This is a genomic window from Altererythrobacter chaiwopuensis, from assembly GCF_054957755.1.
This window is the reverse complement of record NZ_JBTXJG010000001.1, coordinates 1,722,865-1,739,752: the sequence shown is the minus strand read 5'-3', so window position 1 is coordinate 1,739,752 and position 16,888 is coordinate 1,722,865. Positions and strand designations below refer to the sequence as shown.

Here is a 16,888-nt window from a genome sequence, read left to right as displayed (position 1 = left end):
GTTGGCCTGTTGCGCCGCGGAAGGCACTCCTGCCCGCCGCACCATTCGCCTCAGCCTGCCTTTACGCAAATAAGCTTGCAGTCCGCCGAAGGCTCAAGCCGCAAGTGCTGACCTTCGGGTCCGATGATCTGTTCTGGCCGCTCTAATGCGCCGGCCAAGACAAGCTGGTTGATCAGCCGCACTCCAAGCCGGGTCGCCGCAACCTTGTCGGCCACCAGTTCTGGCTCAATGAACAGCTCCTGCCCGATCAGGAAATCGAGCCCCACACTTTGCATTCCGCCGCCCGCCATTTCGCGGAACGCGGTTAAGCCCAGGGCAGGAAACGCACCGCCTTCTAACCAAGCCGCCATCGTCGATTCAAAGTAACGACGCCCGATTACGCTCGATGATGGGGGCCAGGCAATTGCCCGGGCATGCTCGAAATGCTGAACGAGATCGCGCGCCAGAGCCAGCATTCCCCGCAAGACCGGCAAGATTGCTTCCCCGCCTGCCATATGGCCACCAGCCACCAGCCGCACCGCCTCAAATTCCGAGACATTTTGCAGATCGTCACAGTCAAACCGGTGATTGGCCTCAGGCGGTTCGAGCCCCGTACCAGGTGCGAGACCTTCGAGATCGAACGTTAGCCCATCGCGTAAAAGCTCGACCCATATCTGGTCCTCGGCAAGCGCCTCGCCTTGTAAAGCGGTGACGGGACTGGCGGTGTCGAGCTCATCGAGTACGCGAAGACCGGGCCGGCGGACCGGGTCCAGGGTTAGCGACACAGACGGATGAGATTCGACGAATTCGTATATCGCCGCGCGATCGGGGCGTGAACCGCGCGAAAAGAGCAGAAAGACTCCCCGCATGGTCAGCGGCCGCGCATGATTGTTCGCGTCTTCACCCACATTTACGTCCAGACCCCGGCCCCCTTCCCGTGCACCAATCAGCAGGATTGTGACTCGAATCCTCTTCAACGTCGAGTCCTGTTTCCAGAATTACATCCAAATCGATTCTATTAATTCAATAAATTCCAATAGTTATACCTTCAGCTAGCGCAGATCCCAGTTGTTCGGCTGTGTCGAGGCTTTCTTTCGGGGGAGATTTAGGCGCGAGGATTTCCGCCGGTGTTTGCGCATCGAGATTGACGATCACATGTTCGGCCACCCTGCGCAGGCGCCAACCGGTCGCTATCCGGTCAATCTGGCGCTGCGCAACCTCACCGTCAGAACCTGCCGCGATGATGGTGGCATAGGCTCGGCCCTCTATTTTGCCCAGCACCGGGTAATAGCAACGATCAAACATCTCCTTCATCAACCCGCTCATGGTCGCGAGATTTTCTGGACAGGCGAAGAGGTAAGCGGATGCCTGCAACAAATCGTCAGGCCTGACCTGGTCGGCGCGAATAAGGCGCCCTGTTGAACCAGCCCCCCTGGCCGCCGCCTGCGCCAGCGCCTCGCTCGCTCCGGTGCGGCTGTGCCATGCGATAAGGAGATAAGGGTCTGGCATATGGCACAGCAAAGGGATCGACATGCGGAAAGTCAATCGTCCAGCCTTCTCCCGCCGGGTGCAATGGGATAGTGCGTGGTTATGGCTTCCCGTTCGATCTCGCATGTCTTGGGCATCTCGTCTTCACTTTCCGGCCGCGCATGGCTTTGGCGCGGAGGGAATATGGAAATCGGTACCGGCGTGGCCGGGTTGGAAGATGACATACTGACGCAGTTGCTGCTCACCCGTGGCGTCAAGCGTGAGGACGTGGCTCGCCATCTTTCGCCAACACTGCGCGAATTCCTGCCTGACCCCAGTGAGTTCCGTGACATGGACGCGGCAGCCGAGCGCATCGTGCAAGCGGTATTGGGCAATGAAGCGATCACTATCTATGGCGATTATGACGTGGACGGAGCCACCAGCGCTGCTCTGCTGGTAAACCTGCTGCGTGAACTGGGTGCGAACGTCGACTATTATATCCCTGACCGCCTCCTGGAAGGGTATGGCCCCAGTGGCGAAGCGCTCGTCAAACTGTCGGAACAAGGGTCGAGCCTGATCATCACGGTTGACTGCGGGGCAATGGCGCATGATGCATTGAAGCAAGCCCATGACGCGGGCGTGGACGTCATCGTGGTCGACCATCACAAATGTTCCCCGGAATTGCCGGTTACTGCGGCGATGGTAAACCCCAACCGCCTCGACGAATCCGACCTTGCAGCGCAGCACGGCCACCTTGCCGCGGTGGGCGTGGCATTCCTGCTCGCCATTGCCCTCAACCGGACGCTGCGCAAACGCGGCTTCTTCGATGATCGGAGCGAACCCAACCTGATCAGCCTGCTTGATCTGGTTGCGCTGGGCACAGTGGCCGATGTGGCTGCGCTCCATGGGCTCAATCGCGCCTTTGTAGCGCAAGGGCTCAAGGTCATGGCACTGCGCGAACGCATTGGCATGTCAGCATTGATCGATGCAAGCCGGCTCAAGCGCGCGCCGCAGTGCAGCGATCTGGGATTTGCCCTTGGGCCCCGCATCAACGCCGGTGGGCGGGTGGGCGAATCGACGCTTGGTGTACGTCTGCTGACCACCAGCGACCCTGAAGAAGCACGCGAGATTGCCGAACAGCTCTCCCAACTCAATGAAGCGCGGCGGGGGATCGAAGCCGATGTGCAGCAAGCCGCCGAGGCGCAAATCGGCAGCCAGCACAACCGATCGGTTCTGTTGCTGTCCGGCACGGGCTGGCATCCCGGCGTGATCGGAATCGTCGCTGGCCGGATCAAGGAAAAGACCGGCAAGCCGAGCATTGTCGTCGCCATTGATGAGGCCGCAGATACCGGCAAGGGATCGGGGCGATCGATCTCCGGCGTCGATCTGGGGGCCGCCATCATTGCCGCACGCGAGGCCGGGCTGCTTGTAGCGGGTGGAGGACACGCCATGGCCGCAGGTATGACCGTGGAACGCGGCCAGATCGATCTGCTCAGAGAATTTCTGGACAATCGGCTTGCACGCGATGTTTCGCGGGCATTGGAAAGCCAGGCGATGCAGCTTGATCTCGCCGTTACGCCGGGAGGGTTGACGCCGGAATTCGTCGAAACACTAGAGCGCGCCGGTCCGTTCGGGGTTGGCTGGCCCGCCCCCCGTGTTGCGGTGGGACCGGTGAGGATCATCAAGGCGGACATTGTGGGTAAGGATCACCTGCGAGTGATAGCGGCGGGCGAAGACGGTCGCTCACTCAAGGCAATCGCCTTCCGCGCTGCGGAAACCGACATGGCACAAACGCTGCTGCACCGCGCGCAAGGGCGCCGGTTTCATCTCGCCGGAAGGGTCAAGATCGATGACTGGGGCCCCCGCCCGCAAGCCGAATTGCACCTCGAGGATGCGGCCTTCGCGGATTGAAGCAAATGCAGGGTTGACCACAATCGCGCGCGCCCCTATTGGCGCGCTCTCCAAGCGAGCGTGGCCCCTTCGTCTAGCGGTCTAGGACGCCGCCCTTTCACGGCGGAAACACGGGTTCGATTCCCGTAGGGGTCACCACTTCGCATTGCAACGGCACCATGTTTGCCAACTCAACGGCCCCTTCGTCTAGCGGTCAGGACGCGGCCCTCTCACGGCTGAAACACGGGTTCGATTCCCGTAGGGGTCACCAAGCCGCCATATTCCTGTGGTCACCAAGCAAGCCGGGGACAGTTGCCACTTGGCGCTTTTCTGGCCGCCCGGTTCTGGTATGGCCCGCTGCGCATGGATGATCGCCAAACCCATCCGGTTACCGGCATTCTGATCGCGCTGGCAGCGGGTATTACGCTGATTGCGCTGGGCATCGACTTTTGGGTGGTGTTCGGGACCGTTCTGCTGTGGGTAGGGACGCTTTATCTCACCGGTTCGCGCCCTCCGCCATACACACCACCAGAGCGATCGGGAGCAATCTCACGCGAGAATATGGGCGAATTGATCGAGCACTCGGCCACGCCATTGCTGCTGATTGAGAGCGGCAAGGTCGCCGTCGCAAACAGGGCCGCCAAGCGAGTGCTCGGTGATCATATCGTGGGACAGGACACGCGCATGGCATTTCGCCAGCCCGAAGCGGTCAAATTGCTTGGCAAAAACCGCAGCGGTTCCGCTATTGTCAGGGGTCTCGTCAGGCGACGCGACATCTGGCGCATAAACCGGCAGATGATCGGCCCGGAACTCTCGGCCCTTGAGCTCGTCAGTCTCACTGCTGAGGCTGATATCAGCCGTGCACACACCGATTTTGTCGCCAATGCCAGTCATGAACTGCGCACTCCGCTGGCATCGATCATCGGTTATGTGGAAACGCTGCGTGAAGACGATTCCGGGCTCGACACGCAAACCGCGCAAAAATTCCTCGATACGATCCTGCGCGAGGCCAAGCGATTGCAATCTCTTGTCAGCGATCTGATGTCACTCTCGCGGATCGAAGCGGAAAAGCATGATCAGCCGACCGAAGTCATCGAACTGGCCCAACTGATCGAGCGCGCAGCCCGTGATGCAGCCGGAAATGAACGGGTCAATCGGCTCCACTTCAGCACCAATCCGACCGTGCATATCCGCGGCGACGCACAACAGATCGAACAGTTGATGCGCAACCTCGTGGACAATGCGCTTAAATATGGCAGCCCGGGCACGCCAGTGAGTGTCGAGCTGAACCGTGCTAGCGATGGCCAGGCACAACTGATCGTTACGGATCAAGGTGAAGGCATCGCGCCTGAACATCTGCCGCATCTCACGCGCCGCTTTTACCGCACCGATCCGGGGCGCAGCCGTGCCTCTGGCGGAACCGGGCTTGGCCTGGCAATTGTCAAACACATTGTTGAACGTCATCGCGGCCGGCTCGACATCGAGAGCAAGCCTGGCGAAGGAACCGTGGTAGTGGTCCGTATTCCAGCCGCATCCAGCGATGCCGAAGAAATGTCATGAAAATGTCTTTTTTCTTTAACATTGCGGTTGCAAGCGGACTCAAAATTCGTTCAACCACGCCAATCGGAGCGGTTCTACCCCAAACTGAAACACACGCGGCTTAAGCGCAAAGACCGGCTTTGATGCGCCAGCCGGGCAGGAACGAATGCAAGTACAGGTCCCAGCAGCACACCAATGACATCGATTACCCTGCTCTTGATTGCTTTCGGCCTGGCGCTTGCCGGATGGCTGGCGGCGCGTGCGCGCGCCTGGAGTTTTCAGCGCGACTCCGGCGTCCGGCGGCTGGCGGCGCGCCCCAATTACCACGCCTGGTATGTGGCGCTTTGGATCGCTGTGCCATTGCTCGCTTTTACGGTGTTTTGGTCGCTGATCGAGCCGCAACTGATCTTGCGGAGTGTGCTTGCCACTCCGGCAGCGCAGAGTTTGCCCGAATTCGGTTTCGAGCGCGAATCCCTTCTCGCCGAAGCGCGTGCAGCCACCGCAGGAGGCAACGCTGCCTTGTTCAACCCGGGTGCCGAAGCGTTTGTTGGACCTTTTAGCGAAGCGATTCAGAAATACCGTCTGATAGGGATTGCAATCGCAGCCGCCATAGCGCTTGCGACAGGGGTGTTTGCTTTCCTGCGCGTAAAGCCCGATTTTACCGCTCGCACACGGGTAGAACGAACAGTGATGATCGTGCTGCTGCTGGCATCACTTGTCGCCATTCTGACAACGTTTGGCATCTTCATCAGCCTGGTGTTTGAAACGGTGCGATTCTTTGGAATGGTTTCGCCGATTGATTTTCTCTTCGGCACATTCTGGGGGCCGGACCCGATGAGCAATCCGGAAAATCCGGACCCTTCACGATACGGCGCTATACCGCTTTTCTGGGGCACGATTTACATCGGTGCAATCATCGCCATGATCGTTGCGATCCCGCTTGGATTGATGAGCGCGATTTACCTCACACAATATGCCGATCCGCGCCTGCGGGCGTGGCTAAAACCTGCGCTCGAAATTCTCGCGGGCGTGCCCACCGTGGTCTATGGCTATTTTGCTGCACTCACAGTTGCCCCAGCGATCCGCGACGCAGCCATGGCAGTGGGCATCAGCAACGCGTCAAGCGAGAGCGCGCTTGCTGCTGGCGTGGTCATGGGGGTGATGATCATTCCCTTCGTTTCGTCGATGGCGGATGACAGCATCGCTGCCGTGCCAGGCGCCATGCGCGACGGCAGCCTGGCACTCGGCGCGACAACTTCGGAAACCATCCGCCGCGTGATTGTGCCCGCCGCCCTGCCCGGCATTGTTGGCGGCGTTATGCTGGCGATCAGCCGCGCGATCGGTGAAACCATGATCGTAGTGATGGCCGCAGGCGCCGCCGCCAACCTCACCGCCAATCCGCTGGAAGCAATGACCACGGTAACATTCCAGATCGTTGCGATGCTCACCGGTGAAGGCAGTTTTGACCATCCTGCCACGCTTAGCGCTTTTGCCCTGGGCCTGGTCCTGTTCCTCGTGACGCTGGGGCTTAACTTTATCGCCCTGCGTGTCGTCAAGCGGTTCCGCGAAGCCTATGAGTAACGCCCCCACCAACCAGGAAGGCCTCGCACCCACCCGCAGCGAGGTGTTCCACAAGCGGCTCCAGAAGCGCTATGCTGCCGAACGTCGCTTCAAGCTGGCCGGGCTCAGCGCGGTGCTGATATCGGTGGCGGTATTGATCTTCCTGCTCGGCAATATGACATACAACGGCCTGGGCGGTTTCCAGCGGGCCGAACTCGAAGTGACAATCGATTTTCCCGCTTCCGGCATTTCGGGCGATGCCAGCACGCTGAACAAGGATGGCGGGCTTCAGACACTGCAATCTCAGGGCCTGGCTGAGGTAGTGGCATTTTATGCCGAGCAATCGCTCGGCAGCGAGGCTGCAAGCGGCCTCAGTAATGAGGCCTGGCGCGATGTTGCCGATCAACTGATAAAGAATCCACAACTGCTTCGGGGCACCCATACCTTCAGCCTGCCCGCCAACAACAACCTCGCCTCTGGCCTCAACAACGAAGGGTCGGCCGAAATGCAGGCGCTGGCCGACAGGCTTGAGGCAGATGGTAAGCTGGCGAACAAATTTGACCCCGGATTTTTAAGCCGTGCCGATGCCACCAGCCCGCAAAATGTGGGTATCTGGGGTGCGCTCAAAGGCTCAATCCTCACTATGATTGTCACCTTGCTGCTGGCATTTCCCATCGGCGTTCTGGCGGCCCTTTACCTTGAGGAATACGCCCCCAAGAACCGATGGACCGATGTGATCGAAGTTTCGATCAACAACCTTGCAGCAGTGCCTTCGATCATCTTCGGCCTGCTGGGCCTGGCAGTGTTCCTGTGGATCTTTCCAAATTATCGTTCGGCTCCGCTTATTGGCGGTATGACGCTGGCCCTGATGACCATGCCGGTGATCGTGATTTCAGGCCGAAATGCGATCAAGGCTGTTCCACCATCTATACGCGACGGCGCGCTGGCGATCGGAGCTTCCCCGATACAGGTGGTGTTCCATCATGTGCTGCCGCTCGCATTGCCGGGCATCCTAACCGGCACCATTATCGGCATGGCGCGCGCATTGGGCGAAACCGCGCCGCTGCTGATGATCGGTATGCGCGCGTTTGTCGCCAGCGCGCCAGAGGGCTTCACATCGCCTGCCACCGTGTTGCCGGTTCAGATCTTCCTGTGGTCTGACGAGGTCAACCGCGGCTTTGTCGAGCGCACCAGCGCGGCAATCATTATCCTCCTGCTGTTCCTTTTGCTAATGAACGGCCTCGCGATCTACCTCCGCAACAAATTCGAGAAGAAGTGGTGACAGCAATCCATCCCGGACTAGAGATCGTCAATCCCAAGATGCGTGCCCAAGACGTATCGGTTTTCTATGGCGACAAACAGGCGATCGACAATGTTTCGATCGACATTCCCGCACGCCATGTCACGGCCTTTATCGGCCCCTCGGGGTGCGGCAAATCGACCTTCCTGCGCGCGCTCAACCGGATGAATGACACCATCCCCACTGCTCGCGTGGAAGGCACCATCGAACTTGATGGTGAGGACATTTACCGCTCTGGCATGGACGTGGTGCAACTGCGCGCCCGCGTGGGCATGGTTTTCCAGAAGCCCAACCCATTTCCCAAGTCGATCTTTGAAAATATCGCCTACGGGCCTCGTATTCACGGCCTGGCAGAAGCCAAGGATGAACTTGAGGAGGTAGTCGAGAAATCGCTCACGCGCGCCGGTCTGTGGGAAGAAGTGAAGGACCGGCTGCAAGACAGCGGGACCGCGCTGTCAGGCGGACAGCAACAGCGCCTCTGCATCGCACGCGCGATCGCTGTAGATCCCGAAGTTATTCTGATGGACGAGCCATGCTCAGCGCTTGACCCGATCGCCACTGCGAAGATCGAGGAACTGATCGCCGAGCTGACCGATCGCTATGCCATCGTGATCGTGACTCACTCGATGCAGCAGGCCGCGCGAGTATCGCAGCGTACGGCCTTCTTTCACCTTGGCAAGGTTGTCGAGTACGGTCAGACTTCCGACATATTCACCAATCCGATCGAAGAACGGACCAAGGACTACATCACAGGACGGTACGGATAATGGCCGAGCACACAGTCAAGGCATTCGACGAAGACATTACCCGCTTGCGGGGGTTGATCGCGGAGATGGGTGGCCTTGCAGAGGTCGCTCTGCAAGAGGCACTCGATGCGCTGGTACGCGGCGACGAAGATCTTGGCAGCAAGATCGTGGCACGCGACAAGAAAATCGATGCGCTCGAAATGGAAGTCGACAAGCTCGCCGTGCGGGTGATCGCGCTGCGCGCGCCGATGGCTGATGATTTGCGCGAAGTGATCGCCGCATTGAAGATTGCCGGCGTGGTTGAGCGGATCGGCGATTATTCGAAAAACATTGCCAAGCGTGTGGGTGCGATCGAGGATCGCAAGCGCTTCGAACCGCTGACCCTGCTGCCTGCAATGGGCGAGCTTGCCGCCGAAATGGTGCATGATGTGCTCACCGCCTATGCCGCGCGTGACCCCGAACTTGCACGCGAAGTTATCGCCGCCGACAACAAGGTCGATGCATTTTATGACAGCATTTTTCGCAATCTTGTCAGCCATATGGTCGAGAATCCTTCGACCATTTCGAGCGCTGCTCAACTGCTGTTTGTCGCCCGCAATATCGAACGGATAGGCGACCATGCGACCAACGTGGCCGAGATGGTGCATTTTGCAGCGACGGGTACTTATCCGCCCGATCATGACGATTGACATCAATCTGTCTTGAAAGTGACATAGGGACGGTATTGTAGTCGCGCATCATAGGAGCGAAGCGCACAATGTCCGCTGCCAAACTGCTGCTTGTCGAAGATGATCCAGCCCTGTCGGAATTGCTCGAATATCGCTTTTCCAACGAAGGCTATGACGTGCGCTGCACCGCCGATGGCGACGAAGCACTGATACTGGCCGCAGAAGAACTGCCTGACCTGATTATTCTTGACTGGATGATCGAAGGCACCAGCGGCATCGAGGTCTGCCGCCGGTTGCGGCGTGAAAAGCATACAGCGCATGTCCCGATCATCATGTTGACCGCGCGCGAGGCCGAGGATGATCGGGTGCGCGGCCTTGAAACCGGGGCTGACGATTACCTCACCAAGCCGTTCAGCCCGCGCGAATTGCTCGCCCGTGTTGCCGCTGTGATGCGCCGCATCCGCCCGGTTCTGGCGGGTGAGACGATCAGCGTTGGCGACCTCAAGCTCGATCCGGTGGCGCACAAGGTGCAGCGGCGCGGCAAGGATCTGAAGCTTGGCCCAACTGAATATCGTCTGCTCAAGTTCTTCATGGAAAGCCCGGGCCGGGTTTTCAGCCGCGGGCAATTGCTCGACGGTGTATGGGGTACGGGCAGCGATATAGAGCTGCGCACGGTGGACGTGCATATCCGCCGATTACGCAAGGCAATCGAGATTGACAGCGCGAAAGACCCGGTGCGGACGGTGCGTTCGGCCGGATATGCACTCGAAGCGGTTTAGGTTGAGCCACCGGGCGCGCTTGCCAGCAAATCCCCCAGTATCAGCGTTCCGATCAGCAGGAAAACGGCACCGATCCCGCGATCGACCCAGCATCGCGTCTCCGGGCGACCCAGCGTGCTGGCGAGCTGGCGCCCGGCAAATATGTAGAGCGCACCCACGATCAGGTCGATGACCAGTGCGACGATGGCCAGCAGGGCAATCTGCCACCCGATGGATTTAGCCGGATCGACGAAGGGCGGGACCAACGCGACCATGTAAATCAGGGATTTGGGGTTGCCGATCGCAACCAAGATTCCATCACGAAAGGCATGGCGCGAGGCTTTGTCCGTGGCCGCCATATGCCCTTCCACAGCCTTGAAGGAGTGGTGGATAGCTTTGATGCCGAGCCATATCAGGTAGGCCACACCTGCCAGCGCAAGGACGTGGAAGGCGATCGGATATGCCTTGGCCAGCGTTCCCAGCCCGAGCGCCGCAAGCACCCACCACACACCGTAACCGATCTGCATTCCCATCAAGGCTGCCCAGCCAGAGCGCGTGCCGCGCCAGATTGCCTGCCCCATGACGAAGGTCATCGACACGCCGGGAATGATGCTGGTCATCCCGGTTACGATGATGAATGCCAAGAGTTTTTCGAGATCTAGCATGGTCGGCGCGCGCTAGCTCCGGGATCAATGGAAGTCACGCGATTTGGGAAGAATCCGCAAATTGCGTGGGTGTCCGCAGCCGGATGAAGGCCGCTCGTCGATAAGATCGCGTGGTCTGGTCATCGGCGGTTGGCGCCCGGCTAGCGGGCTGCTGACATGATCGGCGTGCGCGATAGGCGAAGCCAGCAAATCGTCAGCCAGGCCGTAAAGCGCATCGGTCCCATCGGTCAGGCGCTGCGCGATCACATGGATCACCTCGTCATCATATTCGACCCGGCCGCGCACCTCCATCAACCGCGCTCCCATGATCACCTTGCGCTGCTTCTCCATCAGGTCCGGCCAGATCACCAGATTGGCAACCCCCGTCTCGTCTTCCAGCGTGATGAAGCACACGCCCTTGGCCGATCCGGGCCGCTGGCGTATCAGCACCAGCCCGGCGATCTGCACCATGGAGCGGAGCTTGCGTTCCCTGAGGTCGCAGGCGCGTGCAAAGCCGCGTTCGGCAAGGCTGGCACGCAGGAAGGCCATCGGATGCGCCTTCAGGCTAAGGCGCGTGGTCTGGTAATCAGCCACCACCTCTTCGCTCAATGGCATTTGCGGCAATTGCGTGCGCGCCTGTTCCGCGCCCTCGTCACGCTCGGCTGCCGCCTTGAACAGCGGCAGATCGGGCGCAGCAATCAGGCTGCGGGCATCCCATAGCGCCTGCCGCCGCGATAGCCCAAGCGAGGTAAAGCAATCCGCGCTGGCAAGCCGTTCGATATGCGCCGGAGACAATCCCGCCCGCGCACGCAGATCGGCGATGTCGCGGAAAGGCCCGCCCGCCTCGCGGCTTGCCACCAGTGCGGCAGCGACATGTTCAGGCAGCCCGTCGATCTGCCTGAGGCCGAGGCGCAGGGCCAACGTGCCCGCCTTCTCCAGCGTGTTGTCCCACATCGAATGGTTCACATCGGCAGACAGCACTTGCACGCCGTGTTCGCGCGCGTCGCGCACAATCTGAGCCGGGGCATAGAAGCCCATCGGCTGCGAATTGAGCAGCGCGCAGGCGAAGGCAGCCGGGAAATGGCATTTGAGCCAGCTTGAGACATAGACCAGATGCGCGAAGCTGGCGGCGTGGCTTTCCGGAAAGCCATATTCGCCGAAGCCCTTGATCTGGTTGAAGCAGCGCATGGCAAAATCGGGGTCATAGCCACGCGCGACCATCCGCCCCACCATCATATCCTCCAACTCGTGCACCATGCCTCGGCTGCGAAAGGTTGCCATTGCCTTTCTCAGCCGGTTGGCTTCGGCACCGGTGAATTTCGCGGCGTCGAGCGCGATTTTCATCGCCTGTTCCTGGAAGATCGGCACCCCAAGCGTGCGCGCGAGGATGCTGGAAAGCTCGTCAGGCGGGCCGTGTTCAGGCGCCGGGGCCGGAATTTCCACCGCTTCCGCACCGCGCCGCCGCTTGAGGTAGGGGTGCACCATGTCCCCCTGGATCGGGCCGGGCCGGACAATCGCGACCTGGATCACCAGATCATAGAATTCGCGCGGTCGCAGCCGCGGCAGCATGTTCATCTGCGCCCGGCTTTCGACCTGGAATACGCCGAGCGAATCCCCTTTGCGCAGCATGGCGTAGGTTTCCATATCCTCGCGCGGCACAGTGGCGAGTGTCAGTGCGCGGCCATGATGCATCTCCAGCAGGTCAAAGCATTTCCTGATGCAGGTGAGCATGCCCAGCGCCAGCACATCGACCTTGAGGATGCCGAGCGCTTCGATGTCATCCTTGTCCCATTCGATGAAGCTGCGATCGGGCATGGCGCCATTACCGATCGGCACGGTTTCGGTAAGCGGGTTCTGCGTGAGGATGAAGCCGCCGACATGCTGGCTGAGATGGCGCGGCATGCCGATTATCTGCTCGGCCAGCTTGATTACGCGGCGCAAGTGCGGATCACTGATGTCCATGCCGGTTTCAGCGACATGCTTCTCACCGATCTCGCGGCCATAGCTGCCCCATATGGTGCGTGCGAGCGCGCTGGTAGCATCCTCGCTCAGCCCCATCGCCTTGCCGACCTCGCGGATTGCCATGCGCGGGCGGTAATGGATCACCGTCGCGCATAGCCCTGCGCGGTGGCGACCATATCTGCGATAGATATACTGGATCACCTCCTCGCGCCGCTCATGCTCGAAATCGACATCGATATCGGGCGGCTCCTTGCGCTCTTCCGAAATGAAGCGATCGAACAGCAACTGGTGCTTGGCCGGATCGACGCTGGTAATCTCGAGGCAATAACACACCGCCGAATTGGCGGCGCTGCCGCGCCCCTGGCACAGGATCGGCGGATCGACCGAGCGCGCGTAATCGACGATACCCTTGATGGTGAGGAAATAGCGCGCGAGATCGAGCTTGGCGATCAACCCGAGCTCACGTTTCAATGTATTGTCGACGTTCTCGGGAATGCCTTCGGGATAGCGCCCCCTCGCCCCCTTCCAGGTTTCACCTTCGAGATATTGCTGCGGCGTCATGCCGTCAGGGTAGATCTCTTCGGGGTATTCGTAGCGCAGCTCGTCGAGGCTGAAACGGCAGGCATCAGCCACCTCGCGCGCGGCAGCAATCGCATACGGCCAGCGCGCGAACAGGCGTTGCATTTCCGCAGGCGATTTGAGATGGCGTTCGGCATTGGCGGCAAGCAGATGTCCTGCCTGCGCAACCGTGGTCTTGTGCCGGATCGCCGTCATCACATCCTGCAGCGGACGCTTGTCAGGCGTGGCGTAATGCACGTCATTGGTAGCCAGCAGGGTGAGGCCGTTCTCGCGTGCCAACGCATCAAGCCGGGTGATCCGCGCCACATCATCGCCGCGATAGAGATAGCTCGCGGCGAGGTGGCGCAGGGTGGGCAGCCCGGCCACAAGATGCGGCAACAGATCGGTGAATTGCCCTGAAACCGTCTCCGGCAGTTCGCGACCGTTAAGCGCGACCACATTGTTTGCCCATGCGGGCACCGTGCACTTCACCTCCAGGTTGGCAGGCGGCAGCAGGATCAGCTGCACGCCCTCACTGTGTTCAGCAAGCATGGGCAGTGAAATCTCGCACGCGCCCTTGCCCTGCCATTCACCCTCGAGCGTGGTCATCCGTCCGGCACTGATCAACCGGCACAGACGCCCATAGGCGGCACGGTCCTGCGGATAGGCAAGGAAGGTTAGCCCCTCGACCGTTTCGATCCGTGTGCCGATTACCGGGCGCAACTTGAGTGCTTTCGCCTCGGTATGGGCCCGCACCACGCCGGCCATGGAATTGGCGTCGGCAATTCCCACGGCGTCATAGCCAAGCGCGCGGGCGCGAGTCACGAGATCGACTGCATCCGATGCCCCGCGCAGAAAGCTGAAACAGCTTGCCAGTCCCAGCTCGACAAATGGTGCGCGCCGGGGAAGCTCGATCGTGTCAGGATCAAGCTCAGTCCGGCGTTTGGCAGGGGTCAGCGGTACATCTGGCATAGATCACAGGGCGACTGGTGTAATTACCAGGTCGACCCTATGTTCACTATATGTTCCTAGCTGGGATTTCAATGGGCAGTGGGCCCGACGATACACCGAAATCAGGCAGCCTTTTCGCCCCTGCCCTGCGCTTTCTTCTGCCTGAGCCGTTCACTGTAGAGGTGCTCAATCACCGCCGGGTGCATCTTGCCATCAAACGCGATACCCGCATATTTACCGTCGACCCAAACAAACTTGCCTACCGGAGTATGGATTCCCTTGATCCGCAGCAGAATGCTTTCACCTATTTCGGCAAAGCCAGGGCTTCCCTTGACCTTGCACCCGCCTTCCGAAACATCGATCACTTCGACATAAAGAGGGCGCGAGCGCGAACGACCCTTGACCAACATCTCAAGCAGCTTGCGTTCGGATGAGCGGGATGATGCGATCTTTTTCATGCGCGTATCATGACGGAAACTGGTAAAGAAATGTCTAGTGGTGATTTCTATTACTTTATCGTGACTTGACTATTAACCGTAGAGCCCGTGCAGATACCAGAGGGGCAAACCGCCGCGCCCGTCACCCACCAGCCCTTGGCGATAGATCCAGTAGCGGCGCCCCCGTTCGTCCTCTATCCGGTAGTAATCACGCAGACGCGCGTTCGAGCGTTCGCGCCACCATTCAGGCGCGATCCGTTCGGGCCCTTCCACCCGCACGACTTCGCAGACTGTACCGCGCCAACGGAACGCGCGTGGATAGCCGTCAGGCGTGGCATAAAGCACCGCGATCGCCTCAGGCCGGTCGAGCAGTTTGAGTGGGCGCTGGTGAAACGCCAGTTCGCCCTGACTGGCAGGTTCAGGCTGCAGTGGTAACTGCCAGCGCTGCGCGCGTTCGGGCAAGTGGCTGGCATACGGCACCGGGCGGCGCACTGCGCCCGCGCCAAGGCGAACCATCAGCCGGTCGATGCAGGTACTGAGCGAGGTGCCGTGTGCTTCGGCGGCGCTCTCGATATCGCACTGGTCAAGCGCAATCGGCTCGGCCCAGCTCGCTCGCAAACGCAACAGTTCGATCCCGAAACCGGCATCCACACCATCAAGCCTGGCGGCAAACAGGCGGCAGATATGCGCAGGATCGCGGGTTGCTGCGGACAGTTCGATCGCGCGGATGATCACTTCGCCATCGACCCGCCATAGCGCCAGCTCAAGCCGCCGCGCACCCTGCCCGCGCCCTTCCAGCTCGCGCGCCATGTCAGCGGCGAGGTCACGCAGCACCTGATCGAGCAGGTCGCGGTGGCGGATCGGCTCCATCAGCCTCCGTTCGACCAATGGCGCGTGCTGCGGCACCACTGGCAGCAGCGGTTCGGGAACCCGGCCGAGCAGTTGATCCATCCGCAGCAGCGGGTTGGCAGAGGGCGCCTTGCGGTTGCGAAAGCGGCGCTGCAGCGCGTCGCGCCCCACCCCGCCGAGCTCGCCCAACCGCTTGAGGCCAAGTCGGCGCAGCACGGTGAGCACATCGGGGTCGAGCCGCAGTGCCGCCACCGGCAGTTCGGCAAGGCGCATCGCAGCATCGTCATCCGGGCCCAGGATCGCGCCATCCGGCCCGTAATGCGCCAGCGCCCAGGCTGCCCCGGCAGTGGGGGCGATCGCCGGACGCGCGGAAAGATCCCGCGCGGCGAATGCTGCCATGGCATCAGCGATCAGGCGCCGCTCGCCACCGAACAGATGCGCCACCGCGGTAATATCGACGATCAGCCCGTCAGGCGGGTCAAGTGCGCTCCACGGACCCCAACGCCGCGCCCATAGCGCCAGCTTTTCGAGCAAGGCGAGATCTCCCGCCGGATCGGACGGAGCAACCTTGATCCCGGGGCACAGTGCGCGCGCATCGGCCAGCATCATGCCGGAACGCGCCCCAGCTTCCCGCCCGGCATGGTTGACAGCGGCGATGCGAGGGCCATGTGCAGTCTCGGCAATCAATACGGTGGGCGCCGCGTCTGCAACTCCGCCACGCGTGAAACCGTTAGAGAGCCGCCAGCGATCGACTGCGAGCTGTGCCAACCAGATCGACATGATCCGGCGTGGCGGCCCCTGCGGGGCTGCTGCGCGGTCGGCTGGCGATGAGGGTGCTGCCGTCATCGCTCAGGCTCCATTCTCCGGTGGGGTGCGAGCGCGCACGGAACAGCTCTGCCCGCCAGGCCGGGGGACCCGGTGCCTCGGCGTTCCAGCGCGGGGGCGGCGAAGGGGACGCAGCAACCCTCCAGCGCATCCGCGCGGAAGAAAGGTCTGCCTGCGCATCGAGCCGCAGCAGCCATAGCGGCACGCCATGCTTTTCCGCTGCCAGGCTTAGCCTGCGCGAACTGGTGAAACCGAGCGCGCGCGGATTGCCGGCAATCTCGCCCAGCACAAAGGCCAGGTCACGGCAGCGCAGCCCCTCTTCCAGCGCGAACAGCGCATCCTCGCAGCTCTTCGCCTCGACATGGATCAACCTGTGGCGCAGCTCGGGCGGGAGGCCCTGACTATAGGGCCTCCCGGTCAAACGCACCGCCGCCCTGTCCTGCACCCACAACACCTGGCGGCGGTCCTCCTGTGCCGGAGAAGCCTGGTTTGCCGCCACCTTCATCGCATCGCGTGCCAGCGCCAGAGCCAGCCCCGCCCCGCTCGCCTCGTCACTATTTGCAAAGATTTCGCTATGGCAAGGCGCCGCAAGCCCTGGCCGCCAGCGCGGCAGATTGGTGCGGACCAGCGCCGCAGCGCTTTCGCTCGCACCGCTGACAGCAAGCTTTCCAGAGATAGAGAGAGCAGGGTTGAACATAATCGAACGACTCATTTGTTCGCTTTATGTTCTATTACGCGATGATTCGCAATTGCCT

The 16,888-nt window shown here is 60.9% G+C and carries 14 protein-coding genes and 2 tRNA genes; 9 read left to right on the top strand and 7 right to left on the bottom strand.

Annotated features, from left to right (window positions below):
- Window positions 1–50: 50 nt before the first annotated feature.
- Both ACX2DJ_RS08605 and ACX2DJ_RS08600 read right to left on the bottom strand, forming a co-directional pair.
- Complete coding sequence (locus tag ACX2DJ_RS08605; RefSeq protein WP_462572075.1) at window positions 51–887, bottom strand: hypothetical protein; 837 nt, start codon at window positions 885–887, stop codon at window positions 51–53.
- A 115-nt stretch (window positions 888–1,002) separates the two neighbouring features.
- Window positions 1,003–1,488, bottom strand: coding sequence for a flavodoxin family protein (locus ACX2DJ_RS08600; protein ID WP_462572575.1), 486 nt, complete (start codon window positions 1,486–1,488; stop codon window positions 1,003–1,005).
- A gap of 81 nt (window positions 1,489–1,569) precedes the next feature.
- On the opposite strand from ACX2DJ_RS08600, the gene recJ reads away from it, so the two are divergent.
- The 9 genes from recJ to phoB all read left to right on the top strand — a co-directional run bounded on the left by recJ (window position 1,570) and on the right by phoB (window position 9,928).
- The gene (gene recJ, locus ACX2DJ_RS08595) at window positions 1,570–3,357 is read left to right on the top strand and encodes a single-stranded-DNA-specific exonuclease RecJ (RefSeq protein ID WP_462572073.1); all 1,788 of its coding nucleotides are present in this window, start codon (window positions 1,570–1,572) and stop codon (window positions 3,355–3,357) included.
- 62 nt (window positions 3,358–3,419) lie between these two features.
- Window positions 3,420–3,495: transfer RNA gene (locus ACX2DJ_RS08590), tRNA-Glu, on the top strand.
- Between the two features lie 37 nt (window positions 3,496–3,532).
- Window positions 3,533–3,607: transfer RNA gene (locus ACX2DJ_RS08585), tRNA-Glu, on the top strand.
- Window positions 3,608–3,699: 92 nt separating this feature from the next.
- Complete coding sequence (locus ACX2DJ_RS08580; protein ID WP_462572071.1) at window positions 3,700–4,896, top strand: sensor histidine kinase; 1,197 nt, start codon at window positions 3,700–3,702, stop codon at window positions 4,894–4,896.
- A 174-nt stretch (window positions 4,897–5,070) separates the two neighbouring features.
- Window positions 5,071–6,456 carry a phosphate ABC transporter permease subunit PstC gene (gene pstC / locus ACX2DJ_RS08575; RefSeq protein ID WP_462572069.1) on the top strand — a complete coding sequence of 462 codons (1,386 nt, stop codon included), beginning with the start codon at window positions 5,071–5,073 and terminating at the stop codon, window positions 6,454–6,456.
- On the top strand, window positions 6,449–7,717 hold the full coding sequence (gene pstA, locus ACX2DJ_RS08570) for a phosphate ABC transporter permease PstA (RefSeq protein ID WP_462572068.1): 1,269 nt from the start codon (window positions 6,449–6,451) through the stop codon (window positions 7,715–7,717). Before pstC ends, pstA begins: the two co-directional genes overlap by 8 nt.
- Before the next feature lie 38 nt (window positions 7,718–7,755).
- Window positions 7,756–8,502, top strand: coding sequence for a phosphate ABC transporter ATP-binding protein PstB (gene pstB, locus ACX2DJ_RS08565; protein WP_462572574.1), 747 nt, complete (start codon window positions 7,756–7,758; stop codon window positions 8,500–8,502).
- On the top strand, window positions 8,502–9,170 hold the full coding sequence (gene phoU / locus ACX2DJ_RS08560) for a phosphate signaling complex protein PhoU (RefSeq protein WP_462572067.1): 669 nt from the start codon (window positions 8,502–8,504) through the stop codon (window positions 9,168–9,170). Before pstB ends, phoU begins: the two co-directional genes overlap by 1 nt.
- 68 nt (window positions 9,171–9,238) lie before the next feature.
- A complete protein-coding gene (phoB, locus tag ACX2DJ_RS08555) occupies window positions 9,239–9,928 on the top strand; it encodes a phosphate regulon transcriptional regulator PhoB (protein ID WP_462572066.1) in 690 nt (229 codons plus the stop codon).
- Here phoB and ACX2DJ_RS08550 read toward each other — a convergent pair.
- From ACX2DJ_RS08550 to ACX2DJ_RS08530, 5 genes are all read right to left on the bottom strand, one after another.
- Window positions 9,925–10,551, bottom strand: coding sequence for a LysE family translocator (locus ACX2DJ_RS08550; protein WP_462572065.1), 627 nt, complete (start codon window positions 10,549–10,551; stop codon window positions 9,925–9,927). The genes phoB and ACX2DJ_RS08550 overlap by 4 nt on opposite strands.
- Window positions 10,552–10,596: 45 nt before the next feature.
- Window positions 10,597–14,043, bottom strand: coding sequence for an error-prone DNA polymerase (locus tag ACX2DJ_RS08545; RefSeq protein ID WP_462572064.1), 3,447 nt, complete (start codon window positions 14,041–14,043; stop codon window positions 10,597–10,599).
- A gap of 101 nt (window positions 14,044–14,144) precedes the next feature.
- Entirely contained in the window at window positions 14,145–14,480 is a 336-nt protein-coding gene (locus ACX2DJ_RS08540; RefSeq protein ID WP_462572063.1) for a PilZ domain-containing protein, read from the bottom strand.
- Window positions 14,481–14,552: 72 nt separating this feature from the next.
- Window positions 14,553–16,154: a DUF6504 family protein gene (locus ACX2DJ_RS08535; protein WP_462572062.1), complete on the bottom strand. Its 1,602-nt coding sequence runs from the start codon at window positions 16,152–16,154 to the stop codon at window positions 14,553–14,555.
- Complete coding sequence (locus ACX2DJ_RS08530; RefSeq protein ID WP_462572061.1) at window positions 16,039–16,845, bottom strand: ImuA family protein; 807 nt, start codon at window positions 16,843–16,845, stop codon at window positions 16,039–16,041. Before ACX2DJ_RS08530 ends, ACX2DJ_RS08535 begins: the two co-directional genes overlap by 116 nt.
- Between the last annotated feature and the right edge of the window lie 43 nt (window positions 16,846–16,888).